Origin of the sequence: Mesorhizobium montanum (assembly GCF_033977145.1) — a bacterium.
Lineage (GTDB): Bacteria > Pseudomonadota > Alphaproteobacteria > Rhizobiales > Rhizobiaceae > Mesorhizobium > Mesorhizobium montanum.
Map to the genome: position 1 here is coordinate 125786 of NZ_JAVIJF010000019.1, position 20536 is coordinate 146321.

General features: G+C 63.2%; 20 protein-coding genes. 10 read left to right on the top strand and 10 right to left on the bottom strand.

Annotated features, from left to right (window positions below; all coding sequences use genetic code 11):
* Positions 1–202: 202 nt before the first annotated feature.
* Together recA and alaS are read left to right on the top strand one after the other, a co-directional pair.
* Entirely contained in the window at positions 203–1300 is a 1098-nt protein-coding gene (gene recA / locus RFM68_RS24555) for a recombinase RecA (RefSeq protein WP_320235609.1), read from the top strand.
* 326 nt (positions 1301–1626) lie between these two features.
* Positions 1627–4296 carry an alanine--tRNA ligase gene (alaS, locus tag RFM68_RS24560; protein ID WP_320235610.1) on the top strand — a complete coding sequence of 890 codons (2670 nt, stop codon included), beginning with the start codon at positions 1627–1629 and terminating at the stop codon, positions 4294–4296.
* 189 nt (positions 4297–4485) lie between these two features.
* Here the strand turns inward: alaS and RFM68_RS24565 are convergent, their stop codons facing one another.
* Genes RFM68_RS24565 through RFM68_RS24575 form a run of 3 tightly spaced genes read right to left on the bottom strand, consistent with a single transcriptional unit; the run spans position 4486 to position 7099 of the window.
* The gene (locus RFM68_RS24565; RefSeq protein WP_320235611.1) at positions 4486–5112 is read right to left on the bottom strand and encodes a glutathione S-transferase family protein; all 627 of its coding nucleotides are present in this window, start codon (positions 5110–5112) and stop codon (positions 4486–4488) included.
* Positions 5113–5146: 34 nt separating this feature from the next.
* Positions 5147–5881 carry a hypothetical protein gene (locus RFM68_RS24570; protein WP_320235612.1) on the bottom strand — a complete coding sequence of 245 codons (735 nt, stop codon included), beginning with the start codon at positions 5879–5881 and terminating at the stop codon, positions 5147–5149.
* A gap of 6 nt (positions 5882–5887) precedes the next feature.
* Positions 5888–7099 carry an NADP-dependent isocitrate dehydrogenase gene (locus RFM68_RS24575; RefSeq protein WP_320235613.1) on the bottom strand — a complete coding sequence of 404 codons (1212 nt, stop codon included), beginning with the start codon at positions 7097–7099 and terminating at the stop codon, positions 5888–5890.
* Between the two features lie 208 nt (positions 7100–7307).
* Here RFM68_RS24575 and RFM68_RS24580 point away from each other — a divergent pair, with 208 nt between their 5' ends.
* From RFM68_RS24580 to murI, 3 genes are all read left to right on the top strand, one after another.
* The gene (locus RFM68_RS24580) at positions 7308–8156 is read left to right on the top strand and encodes an RNA methyltransferase (protein ID WP_320235614.1); all 849 of its coding nucleotides are present in this window, start codon (positions 7308–7310) and stop codon (positions 8154–8156) included.
* Between the two features lie 80 nt (positions 8157–8236).
* Positions 8237–8836 (top strand): hypothetical protein, encoded by a 600-nt coding sequence (locus RFM68_RS24585; protein WP_320235615.1) that lies wholly within the window; start codon positions 8237–8239, stop codon positions 8834–8836.
* Between the two features lie 173 nt (positions 8837–9009).
* Positions 9010–9810 (top strand): glutamate racemase, encoded by an 801-nt coding sequence (gene murI, locus RFM68_RS24590; RefSeq protein ID WP_320235616.1) that lies wholly within the window; start codon positions 9010–9012, stop codon positions 9808–9810.
* 192 nt (positions 9811–10002) lie between these two features.
* On the opposite strand, the gene RFM68_RS24595 is transcribed toward murI, so the two are convergent.
* The gene (locus RFM68_RS24595) at positions 10003–11394 is read right to left on the bottom strand and encodes an RNB domain-containing ribonuclease (protein ID WP_320235618.1); all 1392 of its coding nucleotides are present in this window, start codon (positions 11392–11394) and stop codon (positions 10003–10005) included.
* Between the two features lie 210 nt (positions 11395–11604).
* Here RFM68_RS24595 and RFM68_RS24600 point away from each other — a divergent pair, with 210 nt between their 5' ends.
* The gene (locus RFM68_RS24600) at positions 11605–11787 is read left to right on the top strand and encodes a DUF3008 family protein (RefSeq protein WP_320235619.1); all 183 of its coding nucleotides are present in this window, start codon (positions 11605–11607) and stop codon (positions 11785–11787) included.
* Between the two features lie 71 nt (positions 11788–11858).
* Here RFM68_RS24600 and RFM68_RS24605 read toward each other — a convergent pair whose 3' ends face one another.
* Positions 11859–12062, bottom strand: a complete 204-nt coding sequence (locus RFM68_RS24605) for a hypothetical protein (protein ID WP_320235620.1) — start codon at positions 12060–12062, stop codon at positions 11859–11861.
* A 366-nt stretch (positions 12063–12428) separates the two neighbouring features.
* Here RFM68_RS24605 and rpsD point away from each other — a divergent pair, with 366 nt between their 5' ends.
* The 4 genes from rpsD (at position 12429) to RFM68_RS24625 (ending at position 15351) form a co-directional block, all read left to right on the top strand.
* Complete coding sequence (gene rpsD, locus RFM68_RS24610; RefSeq protein ID WP_320235621.1) at positions 12429–13046, top strand: 30S ribosomal protein S4; 618 nt, start codon at positions 12429–12431, stop codon at positions 13044–13046.
* Positions 13047–13153: 107 nt separating this feature from the next.
* Entirely contained in the window at positions 13154–14059 is a 906-nt protein-coding gene (ttcA, locus tag RFM68_RS24615; protein WP_320235622.1) for a tRNA 2-thiocytidine(32) synthetase TtcA, read from the top strand.
* Positions 14049–14876 carry an inositol monophosphatase family protein gene (locus tag RFM68_RS24620; RefSeq protein ID WP_320235623.1) on the top strand — a complete coding sequence of 276 codons (828 nt, stop codon included), beginning with the start codon at positions 14049–14051 and terminating at the stop codon, positions 14874–14876. Before ttcA ends, RFM68_RS24620 begins: the two co-directional genes overlap by 11 nt.
* 61 nt (positions 14877–14937) lie before the next feature.
* Positions 14938–15351, top strand: a complete 414-nt coding sequence (locus RFM68_RS24625) for a UCP034077 family protein (RefSeq protein WP_320235624.1) — start codon at positions 14938–14940, stop codon at positions 15349–15351.
* Between the two features lie 22 nt (positions 15352–15373).
* Here the strand turns inward: RFM68_RS24625 and RFM68_RS24630 are convergent, their stop codons facing one another.
* The 5 genes from RFM68_RS24630 to purL form a co-directional block, all read right to left on the bottom strand.
* Positions 15374–16618: a multidrug effflux MFS transporter gene (locus RFM68_RS24630; RefSeq protein WP_320235625.1), complete on the bottom strand. Its 1245-nt coding sequence runs from the start codon at positions 16616–16618 to the stop codon at positions 15374–15376.
* A gap of 141 nt (positions 16619–16759) precedes the next feature.
* Positions 16760–17095 (bottom strand): Grx4 family monothiol glutaredoxin, encoded by a 336-nt coding sequence (gene grxD / locus RFM68_RS24635; RefSeq protein ID WP_320235626.1) that lies wholly within the window; start codon positions 17093–17095, stop codon positions 16760–16762.
* A gap of 145 nt (positions 17096–17240) precedes the next feature.
* Entirely contained in the window at positions 17241–17474 is a 234-nt protein-coding gene (locus RFM68_RS24640) for a BolA/IbaG family iron-sulfur metabolism protein (RefSeq protein ID WP_320235628.1), read from the bottom strand.
* A gap of 103 nt (positions 17475–17577) precedes the next feature.
* Complete coding sequence (locus RFM68_RS24645) at positions 17578–18105, bottom strand: hypothetical protein (protein ID WP_320235629.1); 528 nt, start codon at positions 18103–18105, stop codon at positions 17578–17580.
* Between the two features lie 98 nt (positions 18106–18203).
* Positions 18204–20435, bottom strand: coding sequence for a phosphoribosylformylglycinamidine synthase subunit PurL (purL, locus tag RFM68_RS24650; protein WP_320235647.1), 2232 nt, complete (start codon positions 20433–20435; stop codon positions 18204–18206).
* Positions 20436–20536: the final 101 nt, after the last annotated feature.

The following is a 20536-nucleotide window of genomic DNA, read 5'->3' on the forward strand; positions in this document are numbered from 1 at the left end:
GGGACAGGCGACATCGAAATCTTTTCTGGACTAGTGGTTCCGCTTCACGCTAGCCGTGGTGAAACAAAGAAGGAACAAATCCAGATATTGATTGTTCCCCAGTTATTTATCGCCCCTTGCCAAATGAGAACAAAAAAGGTACAAAATAGGGCAGGGATCACGGATTGTCCGGCCTTCATTGACGACCAAGGGGTGATGTATCATGGCTCAGAATTCTTTGCGGCTTGTAGAGGATAAGGCAGTGGACAAATCAAAGGCTCTGGATGCGGCGCTGTCGCAAATCGAGCGCGCTTTCGGCAAGGGCTCGATCATGCGGCTCGGCGCCAACGAGCAGGTGGTCGAGATCGAAACGGTGCCGACGGGATCGCTCGGCCTCGACATCGCGCTCGGCGTCGGCGGCCTGCCGCGCGGCCGCATCATCGAGATTTACGGGCCGGAAAGCTCGGGCAAGACGACGCTGGCGCTGCACACCGTGGCGGAAGCCCAGAAGAAGGGCGGCATCTGCGCCTTCGTCGATGCCGAGCACGCGCTCGACCCGGTCTATGCCCGCAAGCTCGGCGTCGACCTCGAGAACCTTTTGATCTCGCAGCCCGACACCGGCGAGCAGGCGCTGGAGATCTGCGACACGCTGGTGCGCTCGGGCGCCATCGACGTGCTGGTGGTCGATTCGGTGGCAGCACTTACACCGCGCGCTGAAATCGAGGGCGAGATGGGCGATTCGCTGCCGGGCCTGCAGGCCCGGCTGATGAGCCAGGCGCTGCGCAAGCTGACCGCCTCGATCTCGCGCTCCAACACCATGGTCATCTTCATCAACCAGATCCGCATGAAGATCGGCGTCATGTTCGGCTCGCCCGAAACCACCACCGGCGGCAATGCGCTGAAATTCTACGCCTCGGTGCGCCTCGATATCCGCCGCATCGGCTCGGTCAAGGACCGCGACGAGGTCGTCGGCAACCAGACCCGCGTCAAGGTGGTCAAGAACAAGCTCGCCCCGCCCTTCAAGGTGGTCGAGTTCGACATCATGTATGGCGAAGGCGTGTCGAAGACCGGCGAGCTGATCGATCTCGGCGTCAAGGCGGGCGTCATCGAGAAGTCGGGCGCCTGGTTCTCCTATAATTCGCAGCGCCTCGGCCAGGGCCGCGAGAACGCCAAGCTGTTCCTGCGCGACAATCCCGATACCGCGCGCGAGGTCGAGCTGGCGCTGCGCCAGAATGCTGGACTGATCGCCGAGAAATTCCTCGAGAATGGCGGCTCCGAAGGCGGCGACGACGGCTTTGAGGACGAAGCCGGCGCTGTGTAAAGTCGGTTCGTTGCGGCGCGGTTTTCTGTTCGGAATCGCGCCAGGCAATTGGTCGGCTTAGCCGGAGTTCGGCCATAATCCTGGTTTATCGGCTTATGCTTATGTAATCGAGTTCTCGAGTATTGCGTACCCGAACCGCCGGCCTTCGCGCCGGCGGTTTTGCATTTCCAGAGAGCGCCGAGCTGCCGACGGACCGTCGAATTGGCCAACTTCGTGTTTCTGGACAGGGTCAAGAGCTACGGCTAAAAGGCCCATCTATCTTCTGAAACACAAAAGCCGATCAGCCGCCGGCGTTGTCGACGGTTCTCGCGAAAAGGCAGTTTGCAATGAGTGGCGTGAACGACATCCGGTCGACATTCCTCGACTATTTCCGCAAGGAGGGTCACGAGATCGTTGCCTCCAGCCCGCTGGTGCCGCGCAACGATCCGACGCTGATGTTCACCAATGCCGGCATGGTGCAGTTCAAGAACGTCTTCACCGGCCTGGAGAAGCGTCCCTATTCGCGGGCTTCCACCGCCCAGAAGAGCGTGCGCGCCGGCGGCAAGCACAACGACCTCGACAATGTCGGCTACACCGCGCGCCATCTCACCTTCTTCGAGATGCTCGGCAATTTCTCGTTCGGCGACTATTTCAAGGAGCGCGCCATCGAGCTTGCGTGGAACCTGATCATCAAGAGTTTTGGCCTCAAGAAGGACAAGTTGCTCGTCACCGTCTATCACACCGACGATGAGGCGGCGGCTTATTGGAAGAAGATCGCCGGCTTCTCCGACGATCGGATCATCCGCATCCCGACCTCCGACAATTTCTGGGCGATGGGCGACACCGGCCCCTGCGGCCCGTGCTCGGAAATCTTCATCGACCGCGGTGAGCATATCTGGGGCGGACCGCCCGGCACCCCGGAAGAGGACGGCGACCGGTTCCTGGAATTCTGGAACCTGGTGTTCATGCAGTATGAGCAGGTGACCAAGGAAGAGCGCATCGACCTGCCGCGCCCCTCGATCGACACGGGCATGGGCCTGGAGCGGATGGCCTCGATCCTGCAGGGCGTTGAAAGCGTCTTCGAGACCGACCTGTTCAGGCATCTGATCGATGCGGCGTCCTCCGCGCTCGGGCAGGGGCCGAACCAGGAGAACGTCGGGTCGTATCGCGTCATCGCGGATCACCTGCGCTCGTCCTCTTTCCTGGTGGCTGACGGCGTGCTGCCGTCCAATGAGGGCCGTGGCTACGTGCTGCGCCGCATCATGCGCCGCGCCATGCGCCATGCGCAGCTGCTCGGCGCCAGGGAGCCGCTGATGTGGCAACTGGTGCCGGCGCTGGTGCGCGAGATGGCCCAGGCCTATCCCGAGCTCGTGCGCGGCGAGGCGCTGATCACCGAGACGCTGAAGCTCGAGGAAACACGCTTCCGCAAGACGCTGGTGCGCGGGCTCGGCCTGCTTTCGGACGCCACGGAGACGCTGCATGCCGGCGACATGCTCGATGGCGAGACGGCGTTCAAGCTCTACGATACCTATGGCTTCCCGCTCGATCTGACGCAGGATGCGCTGCGCCAGCGCAGCATCTCGGTCGATATCGCCGGCTTCACCGATGCGATGGAGCGGCAGAAGGCCGAGGCGCGCGCGCATTGGGCGGGCTCGGGCGACGCTGCGACCGAGACGGTGTGGTTCTCGGTGCGCGAAAAGGCAGGCGCGACCGAGTTCCTCGGCTACGAGACCGAGCAGGCGGAAGGCATCGTCCAGGCCTTGGTCAAGGACGGCAAGACGATCGACAGCGCAAATCAGGGCGATGCGGTCGCCGTGGTCGTCAACCAGACGCCGTTCTATGGCGAATCCGGCGGCCAGATGGGCGACACCGGCGTGATTTCCGGCGACGGCTTCTCGATCGAGGTTTCCGACACGCAGAAGAAGGCTGACGGATTGTTCGTGCATCTCGGCAAGGTGGCTAAAGGCACGGTCAAGACGGGCGCGGCCGTCGAGCTCAAGGTCGATCATGCCCGCCGCTCCAGGCTGCGCGCCAACCATTCCGCGACGCATCTCATCCACGAGGCGCTCCGCGAGGTTTTGGGCACGCATGTCGCGCAGAAGGGCTCGCTGGTCGCGCCCGACCGATTGCGCTTCGACATCTCGCACAACAAGCCGATCTCGTTGGAGGACCTGGAAGAGGTCGAGCGCATGGCCAACGAGATCGTCGTGCAGAACGGCCCGGTGACGACGCGCCTGATGTCGGTCGACGATGCCATCGCCGAAGGCGCGATGGCGCTGTTCGGGGAAAAATATGGCGATGAGGTCCGCGTCGTGTCGATGGGCACCGGCCTGCATGGCGCCAAGGCCAATCGTCCTTACTCGGTCGAGCTCTGTGGCGGCACGCATGTGACGTCGACCGGCGATATCGGCCTGGTGCGCATCCTGTCGGACAGCGCGGTGGCGGCCGGCGTGCGCCGCATCGAGGCGCTGACCGGCGAGGCGGCACGCAAGCATCTCGACGAGCAGGACAGGCGGCTGAAGGCCGCGGCGGCGACCCTGAAGATTTCGCCGGCCGATGTGCCGGCGCGCGTCGAGACACTGCTCGAGGAGCGCAAGAAGCTCGAAAAGGAGCTTACGGAAGCGCGCAAGAAACTGGCGCTGGGCGGCGTCTCGGCCGTTGCCGATGCCCCGGCCGCGAACGAGACCGTTGCAGGCGTCGGCTTCCTCGGCAAGGCGGTCAACGGTGTCGCGCCGAAGGACCTGAAGCCGCTGGCGGATGCCGGCAAGAAGACGCTCGGCTCGGGCGTGGTCGTCTTCGTCGGCACGGCTGAGGACAACAAGGCAAGCGTGGTCGTCGGCGTCACAGACGATTTGACCGGCCGCTTCAGCGCCGTCGATCTCGTGCGCGTCGCGTCCGCCGCGCTTGGAGGGCAGGGCGGCGGCGGTCGGCCGGACATGGCGCAGGCCGGCGGCCCCGATGCCTCCAAGGCCAATGACGCCATCGCGGCGGTGAAGGCGGCGCTGGAGGCGGCGTGACGACCGGATCGCGGGCTTAGCTAAGGCGGTTCGACACTCGGCGCTGCTCCTCATCTGGGGAGAAGGGCGCTGCCACAGCGGCTTTCGCCAGTCTCCAGCGTTGCGGCAGCTTCTTTCTCCCCGTAAACGGGGAGAAACGCCCGGAAGGGCAATGAGGGGCGGCGCCAGCGCCGAGGAAGCTCACTCGAATTAGGCGGTCTTCTCGGTTCCCGCAAAGCTCGGGCGAGCCGCCATGCGCACATACCAGTCCCGGATATCCGCAAAGCGCGCCAGCAGATCGCGCCCTTCGGCGACCTTGACGAAATAGGCGATGATGGGCGCGGCGTGCAGGTCGGCCAGCGTCAGCTGCTCGCCGAGCAGCCAGGGTCCTTTCGACTTCAGCGAGGTCAGTACCTTGAGCACCGTCTCCGCTTGGCTGAGACCGCTGGCGATCAGCTTCTCGTCCGGCTGCTCCTTTTCCAGCCGCTCGACCGCCACGTCCCACACCATGGCGCGATAACCGTAGGCGTCGAGCATGCCGATGATCTGGCTCATTCGAGCGCGCCCGCGCGCGTCCTCCGGCTGCAGGGCCGGACCATCGAAGGCTTCGTCGACATAGCGTGCGATGGCGCTGGTCTCGAACAGCCGAAATCCGTCATGCTCGAAGGCCGGGATGCGGCCAAAGGGATGGTGCTCCAGATACCAGGCCGGAATGCCATCGGCGGCGAAGATGTCTAGAGGGACGGGTTCATAGCCGACACCCTTTTCCTCGAGCGCCATGCGCGCAATGCGGACATAGACGCTATAGTCGGCGCCGTAGAGGATTGGCTTTGCCATCCGGCGTCCCTCCTTGCCATGGACGTAGCGGCGGTCAGCGCGGCTCGCTTTCCATCAAATCACGTAGCCAGATGCGAAGCATGCCGGTGGCCTGAAAGCCACAGTTTAGTGCTTCGTCCAGCGCGCCATCGCGTTCATATCCGACCAGCGCGCGACCTCCGGCAAACGCGTTGGCTGCGGCTCGCGCGGCATCCCGATAGGGCGGACTGCCATCTGTGACGAACACATTTGATAGCCCGATCACCTGCTCCGACCTGTTGGCGATGCAACCGGCGCTGAACCCGTCGGCCGTTCGCCGGCCAAGGATGGCGATCGTGTCGTCGTTCAGGATCGCTGTGGGAACGACCCGGCTGTTGGATTGGTTTCCGCCATCCGCCCAGGCGAGTTCCCACATTTCCAGGCTTGAAGCATCCTCAACGCGTTCCCAACCGGGAGTTGCGGCAGTCGGGTGAGCCAGATCCATCCAGATCCAACCCGCTTCGAAGAGCGGCCGGAACCCGAGCGGTTGGAGGTCGAGACGGCAAAACCCATCCTTGACCGCAAAGCTACCGGCAAAGACGGATGTCAGCCTGGATATTTCCGCCAGCTGAGCCGCCATCGCACCAGCATGCAGAGTGACGGCATTCGGATAGAAGGAAGGCGCTTGCTCCTCGCTCGACCAGAAGAACTCGTTCCTCTGGTCGCGCAACCCATTCGCCTTGAAAACTGCCCGACACAAATCCGCATTGTTGCCGGCGCAAAGGCGAGCCTTTTCGCCGGCATCGACCATGGTTGATTACCCCATCGCCTTCTGGAGATTCTCGTCGATCTTGTCGAGGAAGCCGGTGGTCGAGAGCCAGGGCTGGTCAGGGCCGATCAGCAGCGAGAGATCCTTGGTCATGAAACCGCTCTCGACGGTCTGGATGCAGACCTTCTCCAGCGTCACGGCGAAGCGCTTCAGCTCGGCATTGTCGTCGAGCTTGGCGCGGTGGGCGAGGCCCCGCGTCCAGGCGAAGATCGAGGCGATCGAGTTGGTCGAGGTTTCCTCGCCCTTCTGGTGCTGGCGGTAGTGGCGGGTCACGGTGCCATGCGCGGCTTCCGCTTCCACCGTCTTGCCGTCCGGCGTCATCAGCACCGAGGTCATCAGGCCGAGCGAGCCAAAACCCTGCGCCACTGTGTCGGACTGCACGTCGCCGTCATAATTCTTGCAGGCCCAGACATAGCCGCCCGACCATTTCAGGCTGGAGGCCACCATGTCGTCGATCAGGCGGTGCTCGTACCACAGCTTCTTCGACTTGAATTCGGCCTCGAACTCGGCCTCGTAGACCTCCTGGAAGATGTCCTTGAAGCGGCCGTCATAGGCCTTGAGGATGGTGTTCTTGGTCGACAGATAGACCGGATAGTTGCGCAGCAGACCGTAGTTCAGCGAGGCGCGGGCGAATTCGCGGATCGACTCGTCGAGATTGTACATGGCCATGGCCACGCCGGCGCCGGGCGCGTCATAGACGTCGTGCTCGATCACCTGGCCGTCCTCGCCGACGAACTTGATCGTCAGCTTGCCCTTGCCGGGGAAGCGGAAGTCGGTGGCGCGATACTGGTCGCCGAAGGCATGACGGCCGACGATGATCGGCTTGGTCCAGCCGGGCACGAGACGCGGCACGTTCTTCATGATGATCGGCTCGCGGAAGATGGTGCCGCCGAGGATGTTGCGGATGGTGCCGTTCGGTGACTTCCACATCTTCTTCAGCTTGAATTCCTCGACGCGCTGCTCGTCGGGCGTGATCGTCGCGCATTTCACGCCGACGCCCCATTTCTTGATGGCGTTGGCCGAGTCGATGGTCACCTGGTCGTTGGTGGCGTCGCGGTGCTCGATGCCGAGGTCATAATATTCAAGCTTCAGGTCGAGATAGGGGTGGATCAGCTTGTCCTTGATGAACTGCCAGATGATGCGGGTCATCTCGTCGCCGTCGAGCTCGACGACCGGGTTCGCCACCTTGATCTTCGCCATGGAAAGAATGCCTCGTTGCTGGGGGATATGAACGGCCTTGCCCGCATGGTTTCGGCCTGGGATGCGGAGCGTATATCAAAGGCTTTTTCAGCGCGCAAACCGCGATCCGTGCCTTGGCGGACGGGTGCCGCTGTCGTGAATGCTTCATTTTCCGGGCTGGATGTGGCAGGGGACGCCGAAACGCCGCAAACCCCGGTTACCCATAGCCATGCCAGCCGTCGAAGATACAACCAAAACCGCCTCCGCCGGACCGGCGATCATCCTGGTCGAGCCGCAGCTCGGCGAGAACATCGGCATGGTCGCGCGGGCGATGGCGAATTTCGGCCTATCCGAGCTCAGGCTCGTCAACCCGCGCGACGGCTGGCCGAGCGAGAAGGCGCGGGCGGCCGCCAGCCGCGCCGACCATGTCATCGACGCCACTAAGGTCTTCGACGATCTGGCCTCGGCCGTCGCCGACCTCAACTTCGTCTTCGCCACGACCGCGCGCGAGCGCGACGGCTTCAAGCCGGTGCGCGGGCCCGTGGAAGCAGGCAGGGCGCTCAGGGCGCGTGTTGAAGCGGGCGAGCGCGCCGGTATCCTGTTCGGCCGCGAACGCTTCGGCCTCTATAATGACGAGGTCGGGTTCGCCGACGAGATCGTCACCTTCCCGGTCGATCCCGGCTTTTCCTCGCTCAACATCGCGCAGGCCGTTCTGCTCATATCCTATGAATGGATGAAGTCCGGCCTCGCCGACGAGACCCAGACCAACTTCTCCGGGCCGGAACTGGTGCCGGCAACCAAGGAGCAGCTGCACAGCCTGTTCGCCTATCTGGAAAACGCGCTGGAAGTGCGCGGTTACTTCCGCCCTGAAGAAAAGAAACCGAAGATGGTCGACAATCTGCGCGCCGTGCTGACGCGCGCGGGCTTCGCCGAGCCCGAGCTCAAGGTGCTGCGCGGCATCATCTCGTCGCTCGACAGGTTTTCGCCGGCCATGCCGCGCGGCGATGGCTCGCCCGGGGATGATCCGAGACGATTGCCGGCCGCCGCGCGCAGTCGTGCCAAAGACGAAGAAAGTTAAAATCAGTAAGCTGCGAACGTTTGAAGTAACCGAATTTTATTCGGTTGTGCCTCATCCTTGCTGCAATAGTGGGGTGGCACATGTTCACGTCCAATATTGGTCGTCTGCGCTTTTTCCTCTACTCTTTCGGCCTCGCCGTCGCCGAAACCGTGGTGATCGTTATCTGCATTGTCGGCACGATCGGTTTCGAAGGGCTGCTCAATTCGGCGCCTGGTCCGTCGCGTCAGGGCATGGCCGGCGCGGTCCTCGTCGCTTCTCTCATCTTTGTGGCGTTTCGCGGCAACATCGCCTCGCGCCGCACCCGCGACGCCAACGGGCGCCGGTGGATACTGTGGGGTTACATCGCGCTTTCCGCCGTCTACGCCTTACTACAGGCGGGCGTGCTGCTGGTCGTCAAATTCGGCGACCCCGAGAGCATTCCGGCTGGGCTGAACCTGCTCGGCCTTTCAGTATTCGGCCTCTGGTGCACGATCCTGTGGGCGAAGCCTGTCGCGGGCAGCAACATCGATGAATTGACGGATGTCTTCGACTTCGACGGCCCGCTGCCGGCGCCGGCCCTCACCGGACGCACCGCCGTGCCGGCCGCCCCACGTGCCACCGCTCCCGCCGCCCGCGTTCCGCCCGCGCCGCAGCCTTTCGGCAGGCCGCGCCCCGCCGGCTTCGGCAAGCGCGGGATATGAGTGGGCCTTAGAGCCGGATGATTTCAGGTCGAATCGAGCCGAAATCTGAGTCCTTCATGCTCTAGCGGTTGCGCAAAAGCTGCTCGCATTCGCCTCTTCAAGACCACTATCATTCGCGATAGAAGCGCCGTCGGTCCAATGACGGACCTGATGCCTCTCATGGCCGGATAAAAATGAGCGATCGATCAAGCCAACGCCCGATCCTGATGTTCGATTCCGGCGTTGGCGGGCTGACCGTGCTGCGCGAGGCGCGCGTGCTGATGCCCGATCGCCGATTCGTCTATATCGCCGACGACGCGGCTTTCCCTTACGGTGCCTGGGAGGAGCCGGCACTCAAGGATCACATACTCGCGCTGTTCGGCAAATTGCTCGACCGCCTTCAGCCGGCGATCTCGGTGATCGCCTGCAACACCGCCTCGACCCTGGTGATCGACGCACTGCGCGACAAATTCCCCGGCCATCTCTTTGTCGGTACCGTGCCGGCGATCAAGCCGGCCGCCGAACGCACCCGCTCGGGTCTGGTGTCGGTGCTGGCGACGCCGGGCACGGTGAAGCGCCAGTACACGCGCGACCTGATCAGCAAGTGGGCGCAGAAATGCCATGTGCGCCTGGTCGGCAGCGACCGGCTGGCGGGGCTCGCCGAGATCTATATGCGCCAGGGTTTCGTCGACGAAGAAGCCGTGCGCGCCGAAATCGCGCCCTGCTTCATCGAGCGCGACGGCAACCGCACCGACATCGTCGTGCTTGCCTGCACGCATTACCCGTTTCTCGCCAACCGCATGCGCAAGACCGCGCCCTGGCCGGTGGACTGGATCGATCCGGCCGAGGCGATCGCGCGGCGCGCCATGTCGCTGCTCGAACCGGTCGGAGAGACATCGGGCGAAAGCGAGCCCGACCTTGCCGTCTTCACCTCGGGCAAGGTTGATTTCGCCACGAAGCGGCTGATCCAGGGCTTTGGACTAACCGCGCGCTAAGGTGTGTTGAGAGTCAGGTGATGCCGGCCTGCAAATGGCGGTTTCCTGCGCTTCCGGCCTTCGCCGGCCGAAGCACTCTCGAGTGGCGCAGCAGCTAATTCAGGCTACCGCCGGCGTAGGCCGGTTCTCGGAAGCCACCATTTTCGGCTCGGCCTGACCTGAATTTCAACACACCTTGAAACAACCCGCCGCTCAAACTGGCACGGCAGGTTCGAAGACGATGCTGCGTTGATCAGGATCGGCCGAGACCAGCCTTAGGCTCAGGCTATCGCCCTGCCTGAGTCCGGCGGCCCTCACGTTGGCGACGACAGCCATGTCGGCAAGCTGCACACGCACGCCGTGATCGACGAAGTCGGTGACGACAGCCTTGAACGTCTCACCCTCGCGCCCCTTGAGCATGACCGCCTCGGCGAGGTCGATGGCCGCGTGGTTGATCTGCGAAGCACGGGCATCGGCGCGCCCCATCACCTTCGGCAGTCTGGCGAACGCATCGGTGACAGCCTGCGGCACGGGCTGGCCGTTGGCGATTGCCAGCGCGCAGCGCACGACGTAGCGGTCGGCCAGTCGCCTGAGCGGCGCGGTGGCGTGGGCATAGGTCGCGGCCATCGCCTCATGCCAGGGGACGACGCCCTCCACATAGGGCTGGTAGGACGCGCCGTTGCCTGCCCGGCGGATTTCCAGCATCAACGCCGCCTGTTGCTTATTGCCCGGATCAAGCGTGCGCTGATAGTCACGCAGGCTGGTGGAGACCGGCCAGGACAGTCCGAGAGCCTGTGCGGCGTTGCGCAGCCTTTGCACCTTGGAGGCATCCGGCCCCGACATCACCCGGAACAACCCGGTCCGGTGCGCCAGCATGGCGTCGGCAATCGCCATGTTGGCGGCCAGCGAAAGCGCGGCGTTGTCCTGTTCGGATTGCAGCAGCGGCCTGAACGAGAGCCGGAACGTGCCGTCGGCGAGCCTTTCCACCTCCTGCTCGGGCGGGTCGACGCGCGATGCGCCACGACGCTCTTCGTTTGCCGCCATGCGCTGCGCCAGCTCCGCGAAGCCGGCGGGAACATCGGAGGCCTGCACGCTGTCATAGGCAAGCTTGGCGCGGCTTTGAATGATTGCCCGCTCCACGCCTTCCAATTTCGCGGCACCGTCCTCGGCAACCCGAACCGTGAAAACGACCGCTGGACGCGGTCCATCGGGCAACAAGCTTGCCGCACCCTCGGCGAGCACCGGCGGGTAGAGCCCGGCCTTGCCGTCCGGCAAGTAAAGCGTCTCGCCCCGGTTCCAGGCTTCAAGATCTATCGCGTCGCCGTCCTCGACGAACCAGGCCACGTCGGCAATGGCATAATGCAAGAGAAGATCGCCGCCGCTCGCCTCGATCGAGAACGCCTGGTCGAGATCGGTCGAGCTCGCCGGATCGAGCGTGACGAAGGGCATCGCGGTCCGGTCGGCATGCCGGTCGGGCACGCGCCTGGCCGCCGCCTCGGCCGCGGCCACGACGCCAGCCGGAAATCCATCCGGCACGTGGAATTCGGTGCGGATTTTCGCGAGGCCGGTGGAGAGCGCCTGTGAGGGATCGGTCAGCGATTTCATGCCGCCCGTCCTACACCGGCCTCCCGGGCACGGGAAGGTCGTCAACGAAAATCGCCTGGGACGCGGGGCTTCCGAGGGGCTGGGCCGCTCGCGCTGGAACTGCCGCCGAAGCGCGGCGTTTCTCCTCTATCTGTTTGTTTTAACGCAATTCCGGACGGAAAACCGTTTCACACTTTTCCTGGAATTGCTCTGCAGCAAAGGAGAACCGCCATGCCCTCCACATCGCAAGCTCAGCAAAAGGCTGCCGGCGCGGCGCTTTCCGCGAAGCGCGGCGAGATCAAGAAAAGCGAACTCAAGGGCGCTTCGCGCGAAATGTATGAATCGATGAGCGAGAAGCAGCTTGAGGAATTCGCCGAGACCAAGCGCAAGGGCCTGCCTGGCAAGAAGTCATAGACAGCGAGATCGGATGAAAAGGCCCGCGGTACGAACCGCGGGCCTGCGTCGATTCTTTGCTGCTAAATGAACTAGCGGCGCCACCAGCAATGCCGTGTCTTAAAGCGGACGACCTGACGGTGGCCGTGCCGCCAGACCACTCTTTTCTTCACAACGACGCGGCACACCTGTTGGTGGCCGTGCCAATGCCGGGCCATTGCCGGTTCAGGCGTCATGACCGCCATCGACCCTGCCAATACAGCGGCCCCGGTCAGGGTAAGGAAGAATTTCTTCATGGGAATTCGGACTCCTCTGCTCCAGTCCCTTCATTCACGTGCAGGGCGTTTGCATACGAAGATTCCGCAATCCGCCCGATGCCGCCGGCGTACAACTTCCCGCCGGCACCGCATGCAACGCAGGAATGGTATCGGGTTGCCCTCGGCGCCGCCAGCCTCAAGCTTGACATCGGTTAAATCTGTGTTTAACAGGCCCACCAACACCGGGTGGCGACGCCCGGTGGTTTCTTTTGACGTGTCCCGTGGGTTTTCCGTCGCTTTGCGTGGAAAGCCCTGTCAGGTCTCGAAAACGGAGGCCAGAGGAGGGCGCGTTTCCTTCGCCCGGAGCCATGGGGTTCCGGGTATATTGTCTTGAAAGGGAATGCGATGAGCAAGCGCGAATCCGCGAAATACAAGATCGATCGCCGTCTTGGCGAAAATATTTGGGGCCGCCCGAAGTCCCCGGTCAACAAGCGTGAATACGGCCCCGGCCAGCACGGCCAGCGCCGCAAGGGCAAGCTTTCCGACTTCGGCCTGCAGCTGCGCGCCAAGCAGAAGCTGAAGGGTCACTATGGCGACGTTTCGGAAAAGCAGTTCCGCAAGGTCTATGAGGAGGCCGACCGCCGCAAGGGCGACACCTCCGAGAACCTGATCGGCCTGCTCGAGTCGCGTCTCGACGCGGTCGTCTACCGCGCCAAGTTCGTGCCGACCATTTTCGCCGCCCGCCAATTCGTCAACCACGGCCACGTCAACGTCAACGGCAAGCGCGTCAACATCGGCTCGTACCGCTGCAAGCCGGGCGACGTGATCGAGGTGCGCGAGAAGTCGAAGCAGCTCGTCATCGTTCTGGAATCGGTCGGTCTCGCCGAGCGCGACGTGCCGGACTATATCGAAGCCGATCACAACAAGATGACCGCGACCTTCGGGCGCGTTCCCGGCCTGTCGGACGTTCCGTTCGCCGTGCAGATGGAACCGAATCTGGTCGTCGAATTCTACTCGCGCTGATCGATATCAATCAGCTGCGACATCCAGGGCCGCCTCTCGAGGCGGCCTTTTCTTTGTCCGCTATGTCCGGTAAGCCGTGCGCCAACGGACCCGTGGGCATCAGCACCATGAACATGCTGCCAGATACCAGATCACTTGGCGTCAAAACCATCGAGCCGATCGACGACGATGCCGAAGGCGGCTTCCATCCGCTGTTCCGCGACGTGCCGTCTTCGGTCGAGTTCAACAAGCTCCGCAAGCGGCTGCTGAGACTCACCCGCCAGGCCATCGAGGATTTCGCCATGGTGAAGCCCGGCGAACGCTGGCTGGTGGCGCTCTCCGGCGGCAAGGACTCTTATGGGCTGCTTGCCTTGCTGCTCGATCTCAAATGGCGCGGCCTGCTGCCGGTCGAGCTGCTCGCCTGCAATCTCGATCAGGGCCAGCCGAATTTCCCGAAACACATTCTGCCCGATTATCTCAACGCCAACGGCATCGCGCACCGCATCGAATATCGGGACACCTATTCGGTGGTGACCGACAAACTGCCCGAGGGCAGCACCTATTGCTCGCTGTGCTCGCGGCTGCGGCGCGGCCATCTCTACCGCATCGCGCGGGAGGAGGGGTGTTCGGCGCTGGTGCTTGGGCATCACCGCGAGGATATCCTCGAGACCTTCTTCATGAACCTGTTCCATGGCGGGCGTCTCGCCGCCATGCCGCCCAAGCTTCTCAATGACGAGGGCGACGTCATGGTGCTGCGGCCGCTCGCCTATAGCGCCGAGGCCGATCTCGAAAAATTCGCCAATGCGATGAAATTCCCGATCATTCCGTGCGATCTGTGCGGCAGCCAGGAAGGGCTGCAGCGCAACGCCATGAAGGCGATGCTCGACGACATCGAGAAGCGCATGCCCGGCCGCAAGGACACGATGATCCGCGCCATGACCAATGTACGGCTCTCGCATCTGCTGGACAGGAAGCTGTTCGACTTCGCGGGGCTCGACGTGAACCCAGGACAAGACATTTTCGATGAAATTTGACGACCGTTCGATCGACTGGCTGGCCGAGCTTCTCGCCGAAGCGGCCAGGGCCGAAATCATGCCGCGTTTCCGCCGGCTGGGCGAGGGCGACGTCCGCCAGAAGACGTCCGCCGCCGACCTTGTCACCGAAGCGGACGTCAATGCCGAGAGGCTGATCACCGCCCGGCTGCGCGAGCGCTATCCCGACGCGATGGTGGTCGGCGAGGAGGCCTGTTCGGACAATCCGGCGCTGCTCGCAGGTCTGGGCGATGCGGCGCTTGCCTTCGTCATCGATCCGGTCGACGGCACCTTCAACTTCGCTTCGGGCGTGCCGCTGTTCGGTGTCATGGCCGGCGTCGTCGTCAACGGCGAAACCGTCGCGGGCATCATCCACGATCCGGTCGGCAAGGACTGGCTGATCGGCGCCAAAGGCGCCGGCAGCCATATCCGCCACGCGCATGACGCGCTGGAGAAGGTTGGCGTTGCGGCGCCGGTGCCGATGTCGCAGATGACCGGCTCCGTTTCCTGGCAATTTCTCGAGGAGCCTGAGCGCTCGCGGCTTGCCCGCAACCAGACCAGGACTCTGTCGCAATTTGCCTATCGCTGCGCGGCGCATGAATACCGCCTGCTGGCCAGCGGCCACGCCCATTTCGTCCTCTACAACAAGCTTATGCCCTGGGATCATCTGGCCGGCGCGCTGATCCACCAGGAGGCAGGCGGGCATGTGGCGCGCATCGACGGCAGCGCCTATCTGCCGTCGCATGTCGATGGCGGCCTGCTGGTCGCGCCGGACAAGCAAAGCTGGGACGAGTTGCGCCGCGAACTCTGGGCGGAGTAGGATCGGTCACTTGTGAAGCCCGGCAGGTCGACCTGATCGGTGACTTCATCGAAGGTCCGGGATGCACATGAACTTCCGCTGTGCGATCGCCGCCCTTGCGTTCGCCGTCATCATGAATGCAGGTTGCGGGCAGGCTTTGGCGCAGCGTCGCGCCTGCGGCAGCCGCGACCCGGTTAACACCATAGCGGAGATGTTCGATGCCATTTACGCTTGTTGGCAGCCGCCACCAGGGACCGGCGACCTCTCGCTTACGTTGCGGTTCTCGCTTCGCCGGGACGGAACGCTTATCGGCAAGCCGCGCGCCACTTTCTCGAAACTGGGACCGGACGACAGTTTGAACAGAGCCTTCGTGGCTTCCGTGCTTGAGGCACTTGAAAAGGCCCTGCCTGTGCCTTTCACCGACAGCATGGGCGGCGCGATCGCGGGGCGCATACTTTCCCCGCTCTTTGCGGCAGCAGAGGGAAGCAGATCCTGAGCGCCCGGGTGTTGCCGGTGTTTCAGACGGGCGGGTTGTGAGGCTGGAACAGCCGCCCGCCTTCGGCGACCAGGATCATCAGCAAGGCAGCGACCGAGACACTGCAGAAGCCGGCGGCCAAGGGTGTTACCGTGCCGTTATAGGCTTGGCCGATCAGCGTGCCGAGGATGCCGCCAAGAAAGGTCTGCATGAAGCCGAGGATGGATGAGGCGGTGCCCGCGAGCGCGCCGAGAGGTTCCATTGCCAGTGCGTTGAAATTCGCGCCGAGGCAGCCGAACGGCACCATCGCGCCGGCGAAGAAGGTGATGAACAGCCAGAGCGGCATTTGCATCTCCAGCGAGACGACGAGCCATATCAAGCTGATGGCGAGGAACAGCAGCAGCGCGCTTTGCGACAGGCGGCGCATGCCGACCCGCCCGACAAGCCGAGCGTTGAGGAAGTTCGAGAAGGCGAGCACGCCGGCGACGCCGGCGAAGATCAGCGGGAACAGCTCGCCGACATGGAAGACATCGAGATAGATCTGCTGCGCCGAATTGATGAAACCGAACATGGCGCCGAAGATGAAGGTGCTGGCAAACGCATAACAAACCGCGACGCGGTTGGTGAGCACGATGCGGAAGCCGCCGACGATCGCGGTAACGGTGAGCGCTCGGCGGTACTCCGGATGCAGCGTCTCCGGCAGGCGCAGCAGCGACCATGCCGACACGATCAGCGCACCGACGGCCATGGTGACGAAGATCCAGTGCCAGGTGGCGAACAGCATGATGAACTGGCCGATGCCGGGCGCGACGACCGGGATCGCCATGAACACCATGAAGATCAGCGACATCACTTCGGCCATGCGGCGACCCTCGAACGTGTCGCGCACGATCGAGACGGCGATGACGCGCGTCGCGGCGGCGCCGATGCCCTGCACGACACGGCAGGCGAGCAGGATGGCAAAGGTGGGTGCGACAGCGGCGGCGGCAACCGCCGCGACATAGATGATCAGGCCTGCGACCAGCGGCGCGCGACGGCCGAAACGATCGGAGATCGGGCCGAAGAAAAGCTGCCCGGTGCCGAAGCCGAGAATATAGGCGGTGATGACGTATTGCCGGTGGTTTTCGTTTTCGACACCGAGCGACGCGCCGATCTGCTGCAACGCCGGCAGCATGATGTCGATGGCGAGGGAATTGAGCGCCATCAGCGCGGCGCAGAGCGCAATGAATTCCCAGCGCGGAATGAGCAAATTGTTTGCCGATTGCTGCGCTGCTGCCTGCTTGTCCACGGCGAAATCCAGTCTTTCAAACGAACATGCGCCGGTAAGCCGGCGCACCTATCCGTTCCGTTCTCATTGTCGAGAACCACAATGCCGAGGTGGGGCAGCCCCGGAAATCAGCGCTACCGGCCGATGGCCGGCGCAGCTCGATCAGGCGGCGCCTTTGACGCTGACACCCTTTTCGACCAGGAAGTCCTGCAGCTCACCGGCCTGGAACATCTCGCGCACGATGTCGCAACCGCCGACGAACTCGCCCTTGACGTAGAGCTGCGGAATGGTCGGCCAGTTGGAATAATCCTTGATGCCCTGGCGCAGTTCGGCCGAGTCGAGCACGTTCACGCCTTTGTAGTCGGCCCCGATGTAATCGAGGATCTGCACCAGTTGGCCGGAGAACCCGCATTGCGGGAAACCGGGCGTGCCCTTCATGAAGAGCACGACGTCGTTGCTCTTCACTTCATTGTCGATGTAGTCGTTGATGCCGGTCATGGACAATCCTTTCATGCCTGTGGGAGTCAGGCTCGAAGCATGCCCTTCAAATAAACCCATAGGTTGGCTGAAACAAGACGTTAGCCGCGACGCCAGCCCAATGGCGCAAGGGATAAGGCGATTTTGGGCTAAGTGGCGATAGCGCTCAGTCGGGGATGCTGGTCTGCAGGGCCAGCGCATGCAGCACGCCGCCCATATTGCCCTTCAACGCGTTGTAGACCATCTGGTGCTGCTGCACGCGGCTTTTGCCGCGGAAGCTTTCCGCAATGACCTCGGCCGCGTAATGGTCGCCGTCGCCGGCCAGATCGCGGATCGTCACCTTGGCGTCCGGAATGCCTTCCTTGATCAGTTTTTCGATGTCGTGGGCATCCATTGCCATGGCAAAATCCTGTTTCAAGCGGGCACGCTGTATATAGGTATGACTCGGGCCAGCCTAAAGCCTTTCCGGCCCGGATTGAAGCCGTTCCGTCGGCAATGGCAGCCTAAGGATTATCCAGCTTGGCATGAACCACGCCGTCTTCGGTGATGTCATGGCGCGTTGAATAGGCCCGGCCGAGGCTGACGACCAGCACGTAGAGCGGGATATTGATCAGCAGGCTGAGGATGGGAAGATAGCTCGTCATCCGCCAGGCCGATGAGAAGAAGGGCTGACCATAGCCGTCACAGGTCAAAGAAGAGCCATATTCCCAAATAGCGCCGATCACCGCGGCGACAGTGAAGAGCTTGATGCAGGTCACGACATGCCTTGCCCGCGCCGGCTCCGGAGAAAGCCTGTTCCATAGCACGAGGCAGACGACCGGAACCGCGTAGATCAGGGTCTGCACGATGAGCATCGGCAGCGTGCCGTTGGCGGCCGCCAGGAACTCGGCGGGGGTTTCCAGCCGCGGACAGACCTCGCTCGAGGTCGTCGACAGCAGGAACAGGACGAACGGCCCGAGAAACCAGAAGAAGAACAGGGACGGCCAGAAGACGACTGCAACCAGCGCCTTGGCGGTTAAAGCATGTCGCATAAAAAAGGATTTATGCGACATGCTTTAGGTCTTTTATTTTGAGCATGTCTTTTTCCCGAAACCACTGCACACTTTCGGGAGACATGCCGCTAGCCTCGTCAACTGGCCTGATCCATGAAGCGCGGGAACCAGCCCTCATGGGCGGCGGTCAGCTCGCTGAGCGGGATTGGCCGCGCCTGGCCGAGTTTCAATTCACGTCCGCCGGTGGTGCCGATCCAGGGCGCGAAGATGCCGAGCATGTTCTGCTCCTCGCGGATCCTGTCCCATTCGCCGCTTTGCGGATCAATCGACAGCGTCAGCAGATAGCGGCCCTGATCCTCGCCGAACCAGACCGGGATCGGGTCGGTGCCGGTGAGGCCGGGAATGGTGGCGCCGATGCCGGAGGCCATCGCCATTTCGGCGAGCGCCACGGCGAGGCCGCCATCGGAGACGTCGTGGGCGGCGGTCACGATGCCGGAAGCGATCAGCGAGCGCACATGGTCGCCGACGCGCTTCTCATGCGCGAGGTCGACCGGCGGCGGTGGGCCGTCGGCGCGGCCGTGGATGTCGCGCATATAGGCCGACTGGCCAAGATGACTGCCCCAGGTCGACGACGCGCCTACCAGCACGATCATCTGGCCCTCGGCGGCAAAGCCGACCCGGGCCATCTTCGACCAGTCAGCAATCAGCCCGACGCCGCCGATGGTCGGCGTCGGCAGAATGCCGCGGCCATTGGTTTCGTTGTAGAGCGAGACATTACCGGAGACGATCGGGAAGCCGAGCGCGCGGCAGGCATCGCCGATGCCCTTAACGGCGCCAACCAACTGGCCCATGATCTCGGGTCGCTCCGGATTGCCGAAATTGAGGTTGTCGGTAGCGGCGAGCGGCAAGGCGCCGGTGGCGGTCAGGTTGCGCCAGCATTCGGCGACGGCCTGCTTGCCACCCTCATAAGGGTCGGCCTCGCAATAGCGCGGCGTGACGTCGGAGGAGAAGGCCAGCGCCTTGGTCGGGTGGCCTTCGACGCGCACGACGCCGGCATCGCCGCCGGGAAGCTGCAGCGAATTGCCCTGGATCAGCGTGTCATACTGCTCCCACACCCAGCGACGCGAGGAGAGGTCCGGTCCGCCGAGCATTTTCAGCAGCGCGTCCGCGACATCGGCCTTCGGCGCATCGTTCGCCGCAAGCGGTGCAGGCTTCTTGGGCTCGACCCACGGGCGGTCATATTCCGGCGCCTTGTCGCCGAGATCCTTGATCGGCAGGTTGGCGACCTCGTCGCCCTGGTGCAGCACGCGGAAACGCAGGTCATCGGTGGTCTTGCCGACAATGGCGAAGTCGAGCCCCCATTTGCGGAAGATCGCCTCGGCTTCCTCTTCCTTTTCGGGGCGCAGCACCATCAGCATACGCTCCTGGCTTTCCGACAGCATCATCTCATAGGCGCTCATGCGCTCCTCGCGCACCGGCACCTTGTCGAGGTCGAGCTCTATGCCGAGATCGCCCTTGGCGCCCATCTCGACCGCCGAGCAGGTGAGGCCGGCGGCGCCCATGTCCTGGATGGCGATGACGGCACCCGACGCCATCAGCTCGAGGCAGGCCTCCAGCAGGCATTTTTCAGTAAAGGGGTCGCCGACTTGTACGGTGGGGCGTTTTTCCTCGATCTTGTCATCGAACTCGGCCGAGGCCATGGTGGCGCCGCCGACGCCGTCACGCCCCGTCTTGGCGCCGAGATACACAACTGGCAAACCGACGCCCTTGGCTTCAGACAGGAAGATCGCATCGGTCTTGGCAAGGCCCGCGGCAAAGGCGTTGACCAGGATGTTGCCGTTGTAGCGGGCATCGAAATTAACCTCGCCGCCAACCGTCGGTACGCCGAAGGCGTTGCCATAGCCTCCAACACCGGAAACCACGCCGCTCACCAGATGCCGTGTCTTGGGATGGTCTGGCGCACCGAAGCGCAACGCGTTCATCGCCGCAACCGGCCTGGCACCCATGGTGAAGACGTCGCGCAGGATGCCGCCGACGCCGGTCGCGGCGCCCTGATAGGGTTCGATGTAGGAGGGGTGGTTGTGGCTCTCCATCTTGAAGACCACGCAGTCGCCATCGCCGATATCGACCACGCCGGCGTTCTCGCCTGGACCCTGGATGACCTGCGGGCCGCTGGTGGGCAGCGTGCGCAGCCATTTCTTGGAGGACTTGTAGGAGCAGTGCTCGTTCCACATCGCCGAGAAGATGCCGAGCTCGGTGAAGCTTGGCTCGCGGCCGATCAGATCGAGGATGCGCTGGTATTCGTCGGGCTTCAGCCCATGCGCGGCGACGAGCCCAGGGGTGATCGGCACGGAATTGGAAATGGTCATGAGCGGCATTTTTGTCCGTGGGAAAGGGGAGTTTTTTCGAGTCCCCTCTTATCGTAAGCTTTAGCGCGATACACCCCACCGTAAGACGAAAAACGCCGCAA

Excerpts from the sequence above, each read along its gene's own strand:
- recA (WP_320235609.1), top strand. The coding sequence starts at position 203 with ATGGCTCAGAATTCTTTGCGGCTTGTAGAGGATAAGGCAGTGGACAAA.
- alaS (WP_320235610.1), top strand. The coding sequence starts at position 1,627 with ATGAGTGGCGTGAACGACATCCGGTCGACATTCCTCGACTATTTCCGC.
- RFM68_RS24565 (WP_320235611.1), bottom strand. The coding sequence starts at position 5,112 with ATGGCAAAGCCAATCCTCTACGGCGCCGACTATAGCGTCTATGTCCGC.
- RFM68_RS24570 (WP_320235612.1), bottom strand. The coding sequence starts at position 5,881 with ATGGTCGATGCCGGCGAAAAGGCTCGCCTTTGCGCCGGCAACAATGCG.
- RFM68_RS24575 (WP_320235613.1), bottom strand. The coding sequence starts at position 7,099 with ATGGCGAAGATCAAGGTGGCGAACCCGGTCGTCGAGCTCGACGGCGAC.
- RFM68_RS24580 (WP_320235614.1), top strand. The coding sequence starts at position 7,308 with ATGCCAGCCGTCGAAGATACAACCAAAACCGCCTCCGCCGGACCGGCG.
- RFM68_RS24585 (WP_320235615.1), top strand. The coding sequence starts at position 8,237 with ATGTTCACGTCCAATATTGGTCGTCTGCGCTTTTTCCTCTACTCTTTC.
- murI (WP_320235616.1), top strand. The coding sequence starts at position 9,010 with ATGAGCGATCGATCAAGCCAACGCCCGATCCTGATGTTCGATTCCGGC.
- RFM68_RS24595 (WP_320235618.1), bottom strand. The coding sequence starts at position 11,394 with ATGAAATCGCTGACCGATCCCTCACAGGCGCTCTCCACCGGCCTCGCG.
- RFM68_RS24600 (WP_320235619.1), top strand. The coding sequence starts at position 11,605 with ATGCCCTCCACATCGCAAGCTCAGCAAAAGGCTGCCGGCGCGGCGCTT.
- RFM68_RS24605 (WP_320235620.1), bottom strand. The coding sequence starts at position 12,062 with ATGAAGAAATTCTTCCTTACCCTGACCGGGGCCGCTGTATTGGCAGGG.
- rpsD (WP_320235621.1), top strand. The coding sequence starts at position 12,429 with ATGAGCAAGCGCGAATCCGCGAAATACAAGATCGATCGCCGTCTTGGC.
- ttcA (WP_320235622.1), top strand. The coding sequence starts at position 13,154 with ATGAACATGCTGCCAGATACCAGATCACTTGGCGTCAAAACCATCGAG.
- RFM68_RS24620 (WP_320235623.1), top strand. The coding sequence starts at position 14,049 with ATGAAATTTGACGACCGTTCGATCGACTGGCTGGCCGAGCTTCTCGCC.
- RFM68_RS24625 (WP_320235624.1), top strand. The coding sequence starts at position 14,938 with ATGCACATGAACTTCCGCTGTGCGATCGCCGCCCTTGCGTTCGCCGTC.
- grxD (WP_320235626.1), bottom strand. The coding sequence starts at position 17,095 with ATGACCGGCATCAACGACTACATCGACAATGAAGTGAAGAGCAACGAC.
- RFM68_RS24640 (WP_320235628.1), bottom strand. The coding sequence starts at position 17,474 with ATGGCAATGGATGCCCACGACATCGAAAAACTGATCAAGGAAGGCATT.
- RFM68_RS24645 (WP_320235629.1), bottom strand. The coding sequence starts at position 18,105 with ATGCGACATGCTTTAACCGCCAAGGCGCTGGTTGCAGTCGTCTTCTGG.
- purL (WP_320235647.1), bottom strand. The coding sequence starts at position 20,435 with ATGACCATTTCCAATTCCGTGCCGATCACCCCTGGGCTCGTCGCCGCG.